The sequence below is a fragment of the Rhodococcus sp. H-CA8f genome, assembly GCF_002501585.1.
Lineage (GTDB): Bacteria > Actinomycetota > Actinomycetes > Mycobacteriales > Mycobacteriaceae > Rhodococcus_F > Rhodococcus_F erythropolis.
The window spans coordinates 4,600,712-4,615,237 of sequence record NZ_CP023720.1 but is presented as its reverse complement, the minus strand read 5'-3'; the positions used below and the strand labels follow the sequence as shown (position 1 = coordinate 4,615,237).

Genomic DNA, 14,526 nt, shown 5'->3' with positions numbered 1-14,526 from the left:
GGGTGTTCAGACCGATGCGGCTTCGAGACGCGGATGTGACGTGGAAGCCTGGGTCGACCGCAATCGACGGAATCGGACCACGGCAACGACGGCGGCAACAGCGGCGAGGATCACCAACGGCAGTGACGGACCCATCGTGGGTTCGATGACAACCAGTAGCACCGGCAGTCCGAATCCGAGATAGGTGCCGACGTAGAAGATCCCGGTCAAAGCGCCCCGCGAGGCCGGGGGAGCCAGCGACTCGAGGTCGAGCAGTCCCTCACGCAGACACAGTCCGTAGGCCGTACCGAGGACGAGCGCGCAGACGATGAACAACCCGAGCGCGGGGTGCGCGCCGCCGACTGCGACCAGGCAGTATCCGAGTGCCGCCAGTGCGGCGCCGACCGTGCCGGCCTGAGGACCCCAATTGCGATGGCGCGCAGCGGTTTGAACCAGGATTCCAGCACCCAGAGTCAGCGCCGCGGCGAAACCCGGAAGGAGAGGACCTGAGTAGCGGTCCCCGAGCCTGGCCGTCATGGTCACGAAAGACACTGTTGCGCTGGCGAACACCCATGGCGCCAACGGAAGTGCCCAGAGCAGTGCGACCTTCACACCGGCTCCCGACCGCTCTGCACGGTCGGGAATCTGTGTGAACATCGCAGCTTTGGTGGGAGCAGGAGTACGACTCCACACAGCTGCCGCGGCAACCGAACCCACCGACAAGACGGCCGAGACGACAAAGGGCGTAGCGAGTGGGAAGGCGGCAAATTGTGCCAACAGACCCGAAAACAGTGGTCCCAGTGCAAAACCCGAGGTGAGTACGACGCCCGCCATCACGGTTCCGGACTTGCCGCGAAGGTCGGCCGCCCACGCGGTACCCGCGCCGATTGCCAGACCGGCACCGATACCGACTACGAGGCGCCCGACCATGAGCCCGGGCGCGTCGTGCCAGAGAAGAAGAATCAAGGTTCCGAGCGAGGCTATGAGTGCTCCGGGAAGGACGACTACAGCTCGGCCGACGCGGTCCGACACTGCTCCACCGGTCAACAGGCCGGGTAGGAGTCCGAGCGCATAGATACCGAAAACACCGTCGAGCACGGTATGCGAAAGGCCCTCGTCCACCCGGAGAACCGGGATGAGCGAAGCAAAGTGGTTGGCGGCCCAACCCGTCGAAAGTAGTACGGCCAGTACTGAGATGAACCCGCGACGGGATGGATCGCCCATACCGGCAGCTTAGGCGGGCACCAGATCGCTCACGTCGGCGAGGAGTTCGAACGTGCGCAACCATGCCTCGCGGTTGGTGCCGGTCGACACCGTGATCAGCTCGTCGGCCTGCGCATGCTCGGTGAATTCGTCGAGGTACGCACGCACCTCGGCGGGCGTGCCGATGGCGCTGTACTTGGTCATTTGCAGAACCTGCTGACCGGCGGGGGAGTCGAGCAGCATGTCCGCTTCGTCGTCCGTGAACTTGCGTCCACGCCCGAGAAGAAGACTGACGCGCGAACGCTTGGCTGCGAGGAAGTCCTGCTGAGCCTGCTCATGAGTGTCGGCGGCGATGACGTTGACGCCGGCGATGACGTACGGCTCCGCCAACTGCTCCGACGGCTTGAACTCGCGTCGGTAGATTGCGACGGCGTCGCGCAGGGCGTTGGGGGCGAAATGCGAGGCAAATGCATACGGCAGGCCGAGCATCGCGGCGAGCTTGGCGCCGAACAGTGACGATCCGAGAATGTAGAGCGGAACGTGAGTGCCCTTACCGGGAACGGCATTGATTCCGGGGACGCGCGAGGTGTCGCCGAGGTAGCCCTGAAGCTCGAGTACGTCCTGCGGGAAGCTGTCCGAAGAACTCGGGTCGCGTCGCAAAGCCTGCATCGTCTTCTGATCACTACCGGGCGCGCGGCCGAGACCGAGATCGATTCGACCGGGGTGCAAAGTCTCGAGGGTGCCGAACTGCTCGGCGATCGTCAGCGGTGCGTGGTTGGGCAGCATGATTCCACCGGCGCCGAGGCGGATTTTGCTGGTGTTCGCGGCGACGTGGCTGATCAGAACGCTGGTTGCCGAAGACGCGATGGAACCCATGTTGTGGTGCTCGGCGTACCAGATTCGCTTGTAGCCCCACTCCTCGGCACGCTGCGCCAAGGTCACGCTGGCGTCGAAGCTGTCTTTGGCGGTTTCGTCGTCCCCGATGTGGGCGAGGTCGAGGATGGAAAGTGGTACGGCCATGGAGGTGGAGCCTTTCTCAGCGAATAGAACGCAAGCGTCGTTGGAAGGTGCAACCATCTGGCCGGCTTTCCTATTTCCCCCTGGTCAACGCCCACAGATGGCGGCGAGGAGGAGAAGGCGTCAAGTCTTTGTCTCAATTTCGGTCATTTCGGATATTTCGGGTGAAAGTGGGGGCTAGATTTCCCGAATCGGAGGTTCTTTCGCATTCCAAGTGAATCGAGACCAGCATGGCCACTGATCGGAAGGCTGTAAACAAGCGCAAAGTACGTGCATTACTAGCCGGAGGACTTGTCCTCGGTATCGGCGCCGCTGTCACCTTGGCAGCGTGGACAGACAATGTTTTCGGCGACGCGCAGTTCAAGACGGGAAGTTGGAATCTCCAGGGCAGTTTCGACGGACTGACGACCTGGGGTGAGTATCAAGTCGACGCTTCCGCCGGCCACTTCCAATTCAGCACGGGATTCAACACACTCGCACCCGGAACGACGGTATATGCGCCGGTAGCGCTACGGATCGGTCCCACGGCCAGCACTTTCGGCGCGACGGTACAACTACTCGGTGCGACGGGCGGTGATGCCGATCTCAAACCCGCCCTGCGGTACTCGGTGTATCGAGGTGTCTCCTCCACGGCCTGCACGGCGGCGGGAATTGGAGCAGGCACAGCATGGGTGGGCACGACAGCTAGTCCGGTGGCCTTGACGGCAGGTTCGGGTTCGGATGTCGCCTTGCTAGGCACGGGTGTGCCGGTCGAACTGTGCTTCGCGGTCACGCTGCCCGCCGGAGTCGACCCCTCGATCGTGTCGGGCAAGGACACCGGGCGCTTGCTCTGGCAGTTCACCGGCCAGTCCACCCCCTGACGCCTGCGTGGTCACACGGCGAATGCGTCAGGTGTACGCACTGGCGGCCTCGGGACTCGTCCTGGGTATCGGTGCAACCACCGTGGCTGCCAGTTGGGTGGACAGCACGATGGGCGATGCATCGTTTCGCACCGGAACCTTCGGAATCGAGTCGAACGTCGGCGGTGGATGGTCGTCGCATGCATCCAGTGCCCCTGGCATTTTCACGTACACACCCTCGGCGCTCCTGATTCGCCCCGGTGCGTTCTCGTACGGCCCGATATCTCTTCGAACAGTGCCGGTCTCGCCGGCAGCATCCGTCACTCTGCAGGCGGCCACGGTTGCCGGCGACTCCACTCTGGCGTCGGCGCTTCGGTATCGGGTGGTCAAGTCGACGACCTGTGATGCGTCAGCCTTCTCCACGGGAACACCACAATTCGTGGTGGGAAGTGCGACGGTGTTTCCGTCGCTCTCAACTGGTTCCGCAGTCGGGGCCATCGCGCTACCCGCCGGTGGAGCGTCCCCGGGCGCCGCGGTGGCGCTGTGCTTCGAGATTTCGCTGCCCGGAACCTCGGCTAATTGGAGTAACTCGGCGTTGATCGGTAAAACGGCAACTCCCACTTGGCAGTTCAGTGCAACACCCTGAAGGAGCTGCAATGCCAACACATGCCCGGGCAACACATGCCCGGACGAAGAAGCGTTCGGTCCCCACGATCATCGGGGACTGCATCCTTCAGGTTCTCGCTGCCGGTGGGGTTGTTTGTATCGCTTTGGTGATCTGTGCCGTCGCCTTCGACATCACACTGATCATGTTCAAGACCGGATCGATGTCGCCGACCATTCCGACCGGATCTCTGGCAGTTGTACGGGAAGTACCGGCAGATTCCGTCGAGGTGGGCGACGTCGTCACCGTCGATCGGGGAGTGTCCGAACTGCCGGTGACCCACCGGGTCGTCTCCGCTCGTACCCAGGACAACGGCATCACGATTCTCGATCTCAAGGGTGATGCCAACGCTTCGGCTGATCCCGCGGTATACGAGGTCACCACGGTCCGAAAGGTGCTCTGGCACGTTCCGGGATTGGCGCGGGTGATCGTCTACTTCTCGAATCCTCTTGTTCTGGGGGCGATCACGCTGACCATGGCCGCTTTGGTGGTTGCGGTATTCTGGCCGCGCAATACCGATGACGACGATGATGCCGAATTGGCCGAACCGAAAACCGAACCCATTCAGGTTCTTCTACCGCCGGACGGCGGGAGGCAATGAAGCGTCGCCACCTGTTCTCAGTCATCGTATTGGCAGTTGCGGTTGTTCTGGGCTCCGGTTTCTCGTCTCACCCGCTGTTCGGAGAGACCGAAGCGGCGTGGACAGACTCCGAATACGTGACCGGTCCGATTTCCACCGGTTCATGGACGACGAGTGGGTACGGCAGAGGCGCCGGCGGGCTCGGGTTGTCCAGTGGCGGAATCGTGATAGATCTTTTCGGCAGTTCGATGTTCGAAGGTGTCTCACAACAGAACACGATTGGAAAGGACCTGGACACAACCAATCTTGTGGTTGCAAAGCTGCTGGGCGTCAACTCGTTGTCCCGGACCGGATCGATCTCGTCGTGCGCTGCCTACTCGGTCGGGCAGCCTGCGAGCGGCCGCTGCCAGTCGGCAATTGTTTCGGATACCGATGCGACGTCGACACTCACCTCGATGACCGTGACAGTGAACTTGCTGTCCCTACTGGGGATTGATCTGGTCAGTGCGCCGATAGTCACTGTGGCATCGCCGATTACGGCAGGGGCTGCGTGCGATACCTCGAACAGGGCATCGGTATCGGCGAGTAGCCCCACGAATCAGGTGACGGTGGGATCTCGCGTCCTCACGATTCCACAGCCTGCCGAGAACGCATCGGTGACGGTGACAGGGGCGGACGCCACTGTGAACGCCGCTGGCTTGGCGACGATTCAATACACGAACATCAAGCTCGTGAGCACGCGAACGTCCACGGCAACAACGGCGCAATCGACGCTGAGCGTAAGTCTTTCGATGGCAGCTTTTGCGATTCTGGGGGCGCAGATACTGGGCACCACAAACGTGACGTTCAATCTTGTAACGGCCCAATGCGGAATTGGCAACGCGACATACCCGGTCACGCCGCTGAGCCTCCCAACCGGATTTGCTGCGCGTGCGGTCAGCCCGACGCCTACTTCGGTGAGCGAACCCCCGTCATCGACGAATTCTTCGACCACAGCAGCTGAGACCACGGCAGCTGAGAACACTGCAGGGATGACGACCACCGCGTCTGTGCCGACACCGACAGCAATCCCGACATCGACAGCAACGCCGACATCGACAGCAACGCCGACAACGACGGCTACACCAACCACGAGTACACCGGCTCCGGCGGACCCAATCGGGACAGTAATCCAGGGGCCCGTCGGTTCGAGTATCTCCGCCTTCACCACGGATGACGGACTCACCTGCGACGTTGCGCCTGATGCGGACTACACGAGCGAAGTTGCAGTCGAATGCTCGGACGGCACAACGGGTACGGTCCCCGGTTCTGAACTCGGCCCGAAGCCAACCGCACCGGGGGAGTACCTCAGGATCCCCCTGACGAGAGACCACGTCACCGGAGTCGTCACCCTGAACTCAGCGACACGACGCTGATCAGTTACGCACGGCATTGGCCATGGCGGCCAACGAGAGGGCCTGACGAGCACGGTCGAGGACAACCGCACGAGAGATGTCGATGTGCGATGCCAGTGCCTCGTGTGCTTGCGGAATCTTGCCGTCCAGAACCAGTTCGACGACGGAGATATGTTCCTCCACGGTGGCCTTCATACGGTCGGGAGTCAGGTAGTCGAACATCCTCACGGGGCGCAGCTTCGCGTTGACGGCCTGCAAGGCGTCGACCAACGCGTGGTTTCCGGACGAGGCGAGGAGCGCGATGTGGAACTCCTCGTCGAGCGTCACGAAACCGGCGTCCGGTACCGGCATCTGTTTGAGAAATGCGTACCACTTGTCGAGTTCGGAACCGAGCGCGTCTCGATCATGAGCGGGGGCCTCACCGTCGAGTACCCGACGAAGCCCGTGCACCTCGAGGAGTATGCGCAGCTCGTAGAGGCCACCCAACTCGTCGAGGTGCGGTCGGTACGGAAAGAGTCCATGTTCGTCGCGCTCGACCAGCCCGTCGGATTCCAACTTTGCGAGCGCTTCGCGCACCGGTGTTCGCGAGACACCGTAGAGATGGGCCAGGCGTTCCTCGCCCAGTCGTTCCGAGGGCGCGATCTGACCGGACATCAGATCGTTTCGGATCGACCGGTAAACCTGTTCGCGCAGCGGCGGCCGCACACTCATGTCAGATTGCCATCGCTCGACGAACCGCCTCGGTGGACGTGGTGCCGCCCTCACCGGTCGAGGTCACGTGTCCGGCCGCGAGAATGCTGTAATGCTGAGCAGATTGGAGCGCGAAACCGATGTGCTGCTCGACAAGGAGGACACCGAGATCGCCGCGCTCGGTGAGTTCCATGACGGTTCTTTCGATTTCGGCGACCACGTTGGGCTGAATGCCCTCGGTTGGTTCGTCGAGGATGAGGATCTTGGGCTCGGTGATCAATGCGCGGGCGATGGCAAGTTGTTGGCGCTGCCCGCCGGAGAGAAGTCCCGCGCGACGGTCGAGGAGTGTGGTGAGCGCGGGAAACAGATCCAATGCCTCTGCGATGAGTGCCTTTCCGCGTTTGCGCCCGTCGGCGACCACCCGAAGATTCTCGGCAGTTGTCAGTTGTCCGAACGACTGCTGACCCTGCGGTACGTAGGCAAGTCCGCGAGCGACGCGGGCGCTCGGTCGTAGTCCGGCGATGTCCTCACCGTTCAGAAGTACCTTTCCCCGCGTAGGTTTGATCAGACCGACGGCGGCGCGCAGCAAGGTGGTTTTACCCGCACCGTTGTGACCCATGACTGCCGCAACCCCGTCACTGGGAACCAGTAAGGATACGCCGTGGATTACTTCGGTGCGTCCGTAGCCGGCGCGGATGTCGACGAGCTCGAGCATGATTCAGTCCTCCGGGGTCGGTTCGGTGTCGGCGCCGAGATCGGTTCCGGCAGCGGCTGTGCCGAGATAGACCTCTTGCACCTTGGGGTCGGCTTGAACCTCCGCCACAGTTCCTTCGGCGAGTACTTTCCCAGCGGCGAGCACTGTGACGGACGTGGCGAACGATCGCATGAAGTCCATGTCGTGCTCGACCACGACGACGGTTCGTGCACCGCCGATGCGACGCAGAAGGTTTCCGGTCTCCTCGCGCTCCTCCAGGCTCATCCCAGCGACGGGCTCGTCGAGTAGTAGCACGGAACAGTTCTGCACCAACAACATTCCGATTTCGAGCCACTGTTTCTGCCCGTGCGCCAGAATGCCCGCGGGAGTGTCTCTGAGGTGCTCCAAGCCGGTTGTCTCCAGAGCCTCCTCGATCTCGGGGAGCACACCTTTGCGCCTTCGGAGCAGGTTCCACGCCGAGCGACCGGCTCCCGCCGCGATGTCGAGATTCTGCAGCACCGAGAGTTCTTCGAAGACGCTTGCCGTCTGGAAGGTTCGCCCGACGCCGAGGCGGGCGATCTTGTGAACCTTCTTGCCGAGTAGTTGCTCGCCGGACTTCGTGATCGAACCCGTCGCGGGAACGAGTCCGGTGATGGCGTCGACCAGCGTTGTCTTTCCAGCCCCGTTCGGGCCGATGAGAAACCTGAGGTCGCCCTGCATGAGGGTCAAGTCGACGCCGTCGACGGCCTTGAAACCGTCGAAGCTGACCGAAAGGTTCCGTACTTCGAGGTACTCGGACGACATTCCGGCGTTGCCGCCCAGTGCCGGTGTGGGTTCGCTGGTGGCGGTTGTGTTGGTCATGACGACACCTCCACTGGTTCGGGTTGGGAGACCTTGACCGGCGGGTCGGCCGGGGTCTCACGCTTCTTGCGGTGGCGCATCAGGGCGAACAATCCGGCCACACCTGCCGGGAAGAACCCGACCACGACGATGAACATCAACCCTTGTGCGTAGATCCATCCCGAAGGGAGTTTCTCCGAGAATGTCGACTGCGCCCACGCGACGCCGATCGCACCGAGTACCGGACCCAGAAGCGTTGCGCGGCCACCGATCGCGACCCCGATGAGGAAGGCGATTGACGGAACGATCCCGACGTCGGCGGGGGAGATGATGCCCACGATCGGAACGAACAGCGCACCGGCGATACCGGCGAGGAACGCCGCGGTCACGTAGGCGACCAGTTTGATGTTCGCCGGATCGTATCCGAGGAAACGTACGCGCTCCTCTTGATCGCGGACGGCGACGAGGAGTTCGCCGTATCGGGAGTTCATCAGCTGGCGAATCAGAGCGACCGATGCGAGAAGAACTCCGGCGGCGATGAAGAACAACATCTGCTTGTTCGCCGGATCGTTGAGGTTGAAACCGAAGAATGTGCGAAAGCGGTTGAGGCCGTTGCTGCCACCGATCGACTGCTGGCCGATCAAGAGGATCGCGAAAGCCGCGGCGAGTGCTTGCGAGAGGATCGCGAAGTATGCGCCCTTGACTCTCCGCTTGAACACACCGAGTCCGAGGAGAAAGGCAACAGCGGCCGGCAGGAAAAGGATGGCGAAGATCGCCACGAATGGCGAGGCGAACGGTTGCCAGTATCCCGGAAGTTCGGTCTTGCCCGCGATGGACATGAAGTCCGGTACCGCGTCGCCCTTGAGTTCGGCATCGGCGATCTTGAGGTGCATCGCCATCACATATGCGCCGATTCCGAAGAAGACGCCCTGGCCGAGCGTGAGCATTCCGCCTCTGCCCCAAGCCAAGCCGATGCCGACAGCGACTATGGCGAAGCACAGGAATTTGGCCAACAGTGACAGCCTGAAGTCCGAGAGCACAGCCGGAGCGATGGCGAACAGCACGATCGCGGCAAGTGCAAAACCGCCCCACACCCGAATTCGGGAATTGTTCAGGATGCTCATACGAGGCTCCTCGTCTTGACTGCGAACAGGCCCTGCGGCCGAACTTGAAGGAAGACGACGATAATGACGAACACGATCACCTTCGCGATCGACGCTGTCGTCGAGTACTCGATGAACGAGTTCAAGATGCCGAGGGCGAAGGCTGCGATCACGGCTCCCTTCATCTGACCGAGACCGCCGACGACGACAACAAGGAAGGCGTCGATCAGATACGACTGGCCGATGGTCGGGCTGGTGGAACCGATGAGTGTCAACGCGACACCCGCGACGCCGGCGAGTCCGGAACCGAGGAAGAAGGTCGTGATGTCCGTACGACGAGAAGAGATTCCGCTCGTCTCGGCCAGATCGCGATTTTGGACGACGGCCCGGATGCGTCTACCCATCGACGACTGCTTCAGTGCGACCGAAAGCGCGATCACCGCTGCGATCGCCAACACCAGAATGAAGATGCGGGTTTTCGGTACCACGGCGCCGAAAATATCGACCCCGCCCGAAAGCCAGCTCGGCGCCGAAACATTGACTGCCGGCGCGCCGAAGATGTCGCGCGCCAACTGCTGAAGGATCAATCCGACGCCGAATGTCACCAACAAGGTATCGAGGGGTCGGTGGTACATCCGCGATACCAGGACCACTTCGAGCACGACACCCATCAGTCCGCCGACGACAAAACCGACGAGCAGAGAAATGATCAACGATCCCGTTGCATTCGAGATCACCTGCTGCACTACGTATGCGGTGTACGAGCCGGCCATGATGAACTCGCCGTGTGCCATGTTGATGACACCCATCTGCCCGAACGTGAGAGACAATCCCAACGCTGCCAACAGGAGAATCGATCCGATACTCAAACCCGTGAACAACTGTCCGATCACAACATCCATGACAGACGCTCCACCTCTCTACTCGTCGATTCCGTCAATTCCGCCTTTCGTCGATCAGCTGCCGAGTCCCTCGGCCCAGGGGTAGTTCTTCAGGTACGGATCCGGCTCGATCGGCTGTCCCGAATCCCAGACCGTGTAGATCAGTCCGTCGGAACGGATTTCGCCGATTCGGGCAGTCTTGGTGATGTGGTGGTTGTCGCCGTCGATGGTGACGAGTCCTTCGGGTGCCTGGAAGGTCACACCGTCGGCGTTGTCCTGAATATCCTTGACCGCAAACGAGTTGGCCTTCTCGACTGTGTTCTTCCAGAGGTAGACGGAGGTGTACGCCGCTTCCATCGGATCGGACGTGGGCTTGTCCTGGCCGAACTTCGCCTTGTACGCCTCGACGAACTTCTTGTTCTCGGGGGAGTCGATGGTCTGGTAGTAGTTCCACGCCGTCAGCTGGCCTTCGACGTTCTGGACTCCGATACCGCCGACCTCTTCCTCCGCAATGGAGACGGAGACGACGGGCATGTCGGCGGGCTTCAGGCCGACATTCGAGTATTCACGGAAGAACGCGACGTTGGAATCACCGTTGAGTGTGTTGAACACGGCATCGGCGTCGGCTGTGCGGACCTTGTTCACGATGGTGGAGAAGTCGGTCGAGCCCAATGGCGTGTAATCCTCGCCCTTGATCTCGATGCCGTTCGCTGCCGCGTACGCCTTGATGATGCGGTTGGCGGTCTGCGGGAACACGTAGTCGCTGCCGACCAGATACAGCGACTTGACGCCCTTCTCCTTCAGGTAATCCAGAGCGGGGATGATCTGCTGGTTGGTCGTTGCACCCGTGTAGAAGATGTTCTTCGAATCTTCCAGCCCCTCGTACTGGACCGGGTAGTAGAGCAAGGAATTGTTGTCCTCGAACACCGGCAGCATGGCCTTGCGGCTCGAGGAAGTCCAGCCACCGAAAACTGCTGCGACGCAATCGCTGCTGATCAGTTTCTCGGCCTTCTCGGCGAACACTGTCGGCTCCGACGCGCCGTCCTCTGCCACGATCTGGATCTTCTTGCCCAGCACACCGCCGGAATCGTTGATCTCCTGCACCGCCAACGAGATGGAGTCGCGGACCGTCACTTCACTGATGGCCATGGTGCCCGAGAGTGAATTCAGAGAACCGACCTTGATCGTGTCCCCCGAGGTGTCGACGCACGACGTAGCCGTCGAATCTCCCGATGCGGTGTCTGTCGCCTTGCTTCCGCAGCCGGTGAGAACCAAGCCCAGCGCGGCGAGAGCGGCCGGCGCGGCAAGGGTGCGCTTCGAGAAGGTTCGCATGTACGGGCCTTTCGTGTCGATGGCTCTGGCAGACAATGGCTCTGACAGATCTGTATCCGGAGTGCGTATACAACGCTGTATTCGTCGAGTGCACAGAGTAGGTGGAAGTTGTTGCGGTGGAATGACTGTCGGTGACAAGTGTGTGTCCGGTGTTTCGATTGGATGTCCAGGACCTCACACCGCAGGTCAGCGAGGGTGCGGTGTTAGCATCGACGAGAAATTGATCAAGCACTCGCTTGACGATCGGAACGTCGGAAGGATCTTCTCGTGCGCTCGACCCGACGGGACGAAATACTCGCTCATGCGGCCAAGCTGTTCAGTGAGCGGGGAATCGCCGCGACGACGGTACGCGACATCGCCGACGAAGTCGGGATTCTCTCCGGCAGCCTCTACCACTACTTCGACTCCAAGGATGCGATAGCCAACGAGATCGTCGTCCGGTTTCTCGAAGACCTCAACGTCAGGTACGAAGACTCGATCGAGTCGGGAGGTTCGGCCCGAGATCGCCTGGCAACGATGGTCTCGGTGTCTTTTGCATCGGCGGTGGATCACCCGTATGCCACGGAGGTCTATCAGGGAGAAGCCATACTTTCGTCGCAACCGGCGGACGCGCCCATCACCATCCTGGTTCAGAAGGCACACAGCTACTGGCGATCGGCTATCGCTCGCGGAATTGCCGACGCGGAGTTTCGGGAAGACATCGATCCCGAACAGTTTCACCGTCTCCTGCGTGAATCCGTCTGGTCCACCGTCGCGCAGTATCGCCCGCAGCTTTCCGAGTTGGCGGATGATCTGCAGCGCAATCTGATTTCGGTATTCCTGGACGGCTTCGCCGCACGTTCCGTCGACGGCGAGCCGGTGGCACGCATTGCGCGGCGCACGACGAAGAAGGAAGCGCAGACCGTATCTCCTGCCTCCGAATTTGCCGAACTCCGCTCTGACTCCCAAATGGCCGAACTCCGTTCGGACTCCCAAATGGCCGAACTCCGTTCGGACGTCGACGAATTGAAGTCCGTCATTCGCGAACTCAGCTCCTCGATCCGGCAGCTGCAGAAGCCGTAACACCGCAGTTCCTGCGCGTGTAGTTCGAATTTTGACTATCGGTGTGACCCAGTGCATACTTCTGTCCACACTCGTAAATCAAGCGCTTGTTTGATTTACCAAGCAGAGTTTGGACGGGAGATTGATGTGAGACTCGGAAAGGCGATTGCCGTCTGCGCGGCAGTGGTCCTCGGGGCGAGCGCGTGCGCATCTGCCGGTGTCATTCCCGAAGACACCATCGTCATCGGTTTGGACGAGGACTCCACCGGGCCCGGTGCGTCGTACAGCACGATCGCCGGCAAGACCGTGCGTATGACTGTCGACCTGATCAACCAGGCCGGCGGAATCAACGGCAAGCAGGTGGAATTGGTTGTCGAGAATGACGAGAGCAGTCCCACCAAGACCCCGTCGATCATTCGGAAGTTGGTCGATCACGGATCAAGTGCGGTCATCCTCGCCACCGGCAGCGGGTCGGTGCTGCAGGCCAAGTCGATTCTCCAGCAGTCGAAGATCCCCGCGATAGCTCCGGTCGTTCTCAGCGACGCCTTTGCCTCGGCGCCCGACAACGACTACTCGTTCATGATTCCGAACTCCTTGAAGCAGTACGCGCAGGTGTACTGCGGGGCTTTCGAGAAGATGGGGTACAAGTCCCTGGGAATTCTCGGTGACGCGAGTGCGTCCATCGACGGAATCATCAAGACCCTGCGGCCGGCGCTCGAGAAGTGCGCGAGAGTGACGGGCGTCGAAAAGGCGCCGGTCGATGCCGCGGACATCACCGCACAGGTCTCACGTCTCGCGGAAACCGAACCGGACGCGATTCTGGTCGCCAGTATCGGCGGGCACTTCGAAATCCTCGCGCACAACACCTTGTCGAAGATCACCCCGCAGACGCAACGCTTCTCACTCGCTTCCATCGGAAACCAGCCCGCATCTTGGGCTTTGGCGGACCCGAAGGCGTTGAGCGGCATGGTGTACATGGGCTCGCTCAGTGAGAACAACCCGAGAACCGCCGAACTGCGTCGCAAGGTGCAGGCAGTGAAGGGGCCTGATTATCAACTGACTGCCTACGACGCACAGGCGTACGACGCCGTCATGATGTTGGCCGAGGCAATCGAAATTGCCGGCGACCACCGAGATCGGACGGCCGTTCGTGATGCTCTTCAACAGGTTTCGGCACTTCCCGCCAGCTTCGGCCAGGACGGATTGACACTGTCGTTCTCCTCGCAGGATCACCTGGCTCCGGACAGCCTCTGCGGACTGGTGCTCGTCGAATTCGGTGAGGACAACAAGCCGGCCCATCCGTGGGATTCCTACCAACCCCCGTGTGGATAACCGAGGAGCCTTGACATGACAGACGCACAACTGTGGCTCGCTGCCATCGAGATCGGTGCATTCTTTTCACTGATAGCCCTCGGAATGTATCTCGTGGTGGTCGGCGCCGATTTCTTCAATTTTGCGATGGGCCCGTATGCGATGGCCGCGGCCATGGCGTCGAGTTGGGTCGCGATCAATTACGGGCTCGCTCTCTGGATTGCCATGCCGCTAGGGATCGCGGTAGCGGTGGCGCTGTCGATCCTGACGGAAAAGCTTGTGGTCAAACAGGTTCAGAAGCGATCGGGTCGTGGGGAACTACCGGCGTTGGTGGCTGTGACCGCAGTACTGTTCGGGATCCAGCAGCTCGCCGGCACTGTCTTCGGCCGCACACCACTTCCCGGGCAGAAGATCTTCGACTTCGATCCGATATCGGTGCTCGGTGCCACCGTCGACAGTTCGACCGTTGTACTCGTCGTCGGAACTGCCGGGATCTTCGTCGGTATCGGACTGTGGCTGAACCGGTCCACCTCGGGCCGTCTGCTTCGCGCCGTCGGCGACAGTCCGGATGCCGCCCGCGTCCTGGGCTTGCCGGTGGATCGGGTACGCCTCATCGCGTTCACCCTCGCGGGTGTGATCGCCGCCGTCGCCGGACTTCTGTTCGCTCCCAAGGCCGGTGTTCAGTTCACGAGCGGTCTGTCATGGACGCTGACGGCATTCATCGCACTCGTCATCGGTGGTACCGGCCGGAGTTGGGCTCCGCTGATCGGCGGAATGGTGTTGGGCGTCGTCCAGGTATTCGCCCCGTACTACTTCGGTGCGAGTGCTGCTCAAACCGCGATTCTGTTGATTGCCCTGGTGTTCTTCGCTTTCCGTCCGGAAGGCTTGCTCTCGAGGAAGGTTCGCGTCTGATGGCCTCGCTTTCTACCAGTCCGCTGACGTCAAATCCGCCCGCTAC

General features: G+C 61.3%; 15 protein-coding genes. 7 read left to right on the top strand and 8 right to left on the bottom strand.

The window, feature by feature from the left end; translation table 11 throughout:
- Positions 1 to 6 precede the first annotated feature (6 nt).
- Together CPI83_RS21435 and CPI83_RS21430 are read right to left on the bottom strand one after the other, a co-directional pair.
- A complete protein-coding gene (locus CPI83_RS21435) occupies positions 7 to 1,203 on the bottom strand; it encodes an MFS transporter (protein ID WP_097387674.1) in 1,197 nt (398 codons plus the stop codon).
- A 9-nt stretch (positions 1,204 to 1,212) separates the two neighbouring features.
- On the bottom strand, positions 1,213 to 2,202 hold the full coding sequence (locus tag CPI83_RS21430) for an LLM class flavin-dependent oxidoreductase (protein ID WP_020906723.1): 990 nt from the start codon (positions 2,200 to 2,202) through the stop codon (positions 1,213 to 1,215).
- Between the two features lie 227 nt (positions 2,203 to 2,429).
- Here CPI83_RS21430 and CPI83_RS21425 point away from each other — a divergent pair, with 227 nt between their 5' ends.
- From CPI83_RS21425 to CPI83_RS31020, 4 genes are read left to right on the top strand one after another with little or no spacing between them, the layout of a single operon-like run.
- Entirely contained in the window at positions 2,430 to 3,059 is a 630-nt protein-coding gene (locus tag CPI83_RS21425; protein WP_019744453.1) for a SipW-dependent-type signal peptide-containing protein, read from the top strand.
- A 7-nt stretch (positions 3,060 to 3,066) separates the two neighbouring features.
- Complete coding sequence (locus tag CPI83_RS21420; RefSeq protein ID WP_020906724.1) at positions 3,067 to 3,684, top strand: hypothetical protein; 618 nt, start codon at positions 3,067 to 3,069, stop codon at positions 3,682 to 3,684.
- A gap of 10 nt (positions 3,685 to 3,694) precedes the next feature.
- Positions 3,695 to 4,303 (top strand): signal peptidase I, encoded by a 609-nt coding sequence (locus CPI83_RS21415; protein WP_030535532.1) that lies wholly within the window; start codon positions 3,695 to 3,697, stop codon positions 4,301 to 4,303.
- A complete protein-coding gene (locus CPI83_RS31020) occupies positions 4,300 to 5,697 on the top strand; it encodes a hypothetical protein (RefSeq protein ID WP_097387673.1) in 1,398 nt (465 codons plus the stop codon). Before CPI83_RS21415 ends, CPI83_RS31020 begins: the two co-directional genes overlap by 4 nt.
- Here CPI83_RS31020 and CPI83_RS21405 read toward each other — a convergent pair whose 3' ends face one another.
- Genes CPI83_RS21405 through urtA form a run of 6 tightly spaced genes read right to left on the bottom strand, consistent with a single transcriptional unit; the run spans position 5,698 to position 11,216 of the window.
- Entirely contained in the window at positions 5,698 to 6,387 is a 690-nt protein-coding gene (locus tag CPI83_RS21405; protein WP_097387672.1) for a GntR family transcriptional regulator, read from the bottom strand.
- A gap of 1 nt (position 6,388) precedes the next feature.
- Positions 6,389 to 7,081, bottom strand: a complete 693-nt coding sequence (gene urtE / locus CPI83_RS21400; RefSeq protein ID WP_097387671.1) for an urea ABC transporter ATP-binding subunit UrtE — start codon at positions 7,079 to 7,081, stop codon at positions 6,389 to 6,391.
- A gap of 3 nt (positions 7,082 to 7,084) precedes the next feature.
- Complete coding sequence (gene urtD / locus CPI83_RS21395) at positions 7,085 to 7,921, bottom strand: urea ABC transporter ATP-binding protein UrtD (RefSeq protein WP_019744448.1); 837 nt, start codon at positions 7,919 to 7,921, stop codon at positions 7,085 to 7,087.
- Positions 7,918 to 9,024 carry an urea ABC transporter permease subunit UrtC gene (gene urtC / locus CPI83_RS21390; protein ID WP_021333894.1) on the bottom strand — a complete coding sequence of 369 codons (1,107 nt, stop codon included), beginning with the start codon at positions 9,022 to 9,024 and terminating at the stop codon, positions 7,918 to 7,920. Before urtC ends, urtD begins: the two co-directional genes overlap by 4 nt.
- On the bottom strand, positions 9,021 to 9,905 hold the full coding sequence (gene urtB / locus CPI83_RS21385; RefSeq protein ID WP_003941514.1) for an urea ABC transporter permease subunit UrtB: 885 nt from the start codon (positions 9,903 to 9,905) through the stop codon (positions 9,021 to 9,023). Before urtB ends, urtC begins: the two co-directional genes overlap by 4 nt.
- A 54-nt stretch (positions 9,906 to 9,959) precedes the next feature.
- Complete coding sequence (urtA, locus tag CPI83_RS21380) at positions 9,960 to 11,216, bottom strand: urea ABC transporter substrate-binding protein (protein WP_019744446.1); 1,257 nt, start codon at positions 11,214 to 11,216, stop codon at positions 9,960 to 9,962.
- A 267-nt stretch (positions 11,217 to 11,483) separates the two neighbouring features.
- Between urtA and CPI83_RS21375 the strand changes: the two genes are divergently transcribed.
- The 3 genes from CPI83_RS21375 (at position 11,484) to CPI83_RS21365 (ending at position 14,480) form a co-directional block, all read left to right on the top strand.
- Positions 11,484 to 12,278, top strand: a complete 795-nt coding sequence (locus CPI83_RS21375) for a TetR/AcrR family transcriptional regulator (RefSeq protein ID WP_097387670.1) — start codon at positions 11,484 to 11,486, stop codon at positions 12,276 to 12,278.
- A 126-nt stretch (positions 12,279 to 12,404) separates the two neighbouring features.
- A complete protein-coding gene (locus CPI83_RS21370) occupies positions 12,405 to 13,589 on the top strand; it encodes an ABC transporter substrate-binding protein (protein ID WP_021343387.1) in 1,185 nt (394 codons plus the stop codon).
- A 15-nt stretch (positions 13,590 to 13,604) separates the two neighbouring features.
- Entirely contained in the window at positions 13,605 to 14,480 is an 876-nt protein-coding gene (locus CPI83_RS21365) for a branched-chain amino acid ABC transporter permease (protein ID WP_046378187.1), read from the top strand.
- Positions 14,481 to 14,526 lie beyond the last annotated feature (46 nt).

Bases quoted from the DNA above. Each gene is read 5' to 3' on its own strand.
- urtE (WP_097387671.1), bottom strand. From the start codon at position 7,081: ATGCTCGAGCTCGTCGACATCCGCGCCGGCTACGGACGCACCGAAGTA.
- CPI83_RS21430 (WP_020906723.1), bottom strand. From the start codon at position 2,202: ATGGCCGTACCACTTTCCATCCTCGACCTCGCCCACATCGGGGACGAC.
- CPI83_RS21415 (WP_030535532.1), top strand. From the start codon at position 3,695: ATGCCAACACATGCCCGGGCAACACATGCCCGGACGAAGAAGCGTTCG.
- urtD (WP_019744448.1), bottom strand. From the start codon at position 7,921: ATGACCAACACAACCGCCACCAGCGAACCCACACCGGCACTGGGCGGC.
- CPI83_RS31020 (WP_097387673.1), top strand. From the start codon at position 4,300: ATGAAGCGTCGCCACCTGTTCTCAGTCATCGTATTGGCAGTTGCGGTT.
- CPI83_RS21435 (WP_097387674.1), bottom strand. From the start codon at position 1,203: ATGGGCGATCCATCCCGTCGCGGGTTCATCTCAGTACTGGCCGTACTA.
- CPI83_RS21425 (WP_019744453.1), top strand. From the start codon at position 2,430: ATGGCCACTGATCGGAAGGCTGTAAACAAGCGCAAAGTACGTGCATTA.
- urtC (WP_021333894.1), bottom strand. From the start codon at position 9,024: ATGAGCATCCTGAACAATTCCCGAATTCGGGTGTGGGGCGGTTTTGCA.
- urtB (WP_003941514.1), bottom strand. From the start codon at position 9,905: ATGGATGTTGTGATCGGACAGTTGTTCACGGGTTTGAGTATCGGATCG.
- CPI83_RS21365 (WP_046378187.1), top strand. From the start codon at position 13,605: ATGACAGACGCACAACTGTGGCTCGCTGCCATCGAGATCGGTGCATTC.
- CPI83_RS21405 (WP_097387672.1), bottom strand. From the start codon at position 6,387: ATGAGTGTGCGGCCGCCGCTGCGCGAACAGGTTTACCGGTCGATCCGA.
- urtA (WP_019744446.1), bottom strand. From the start codon at position 11,216: ATGCGAACCTTCTCGAAGCGCACCCTTGCCGCGCCGGCCGCTCTCGCC.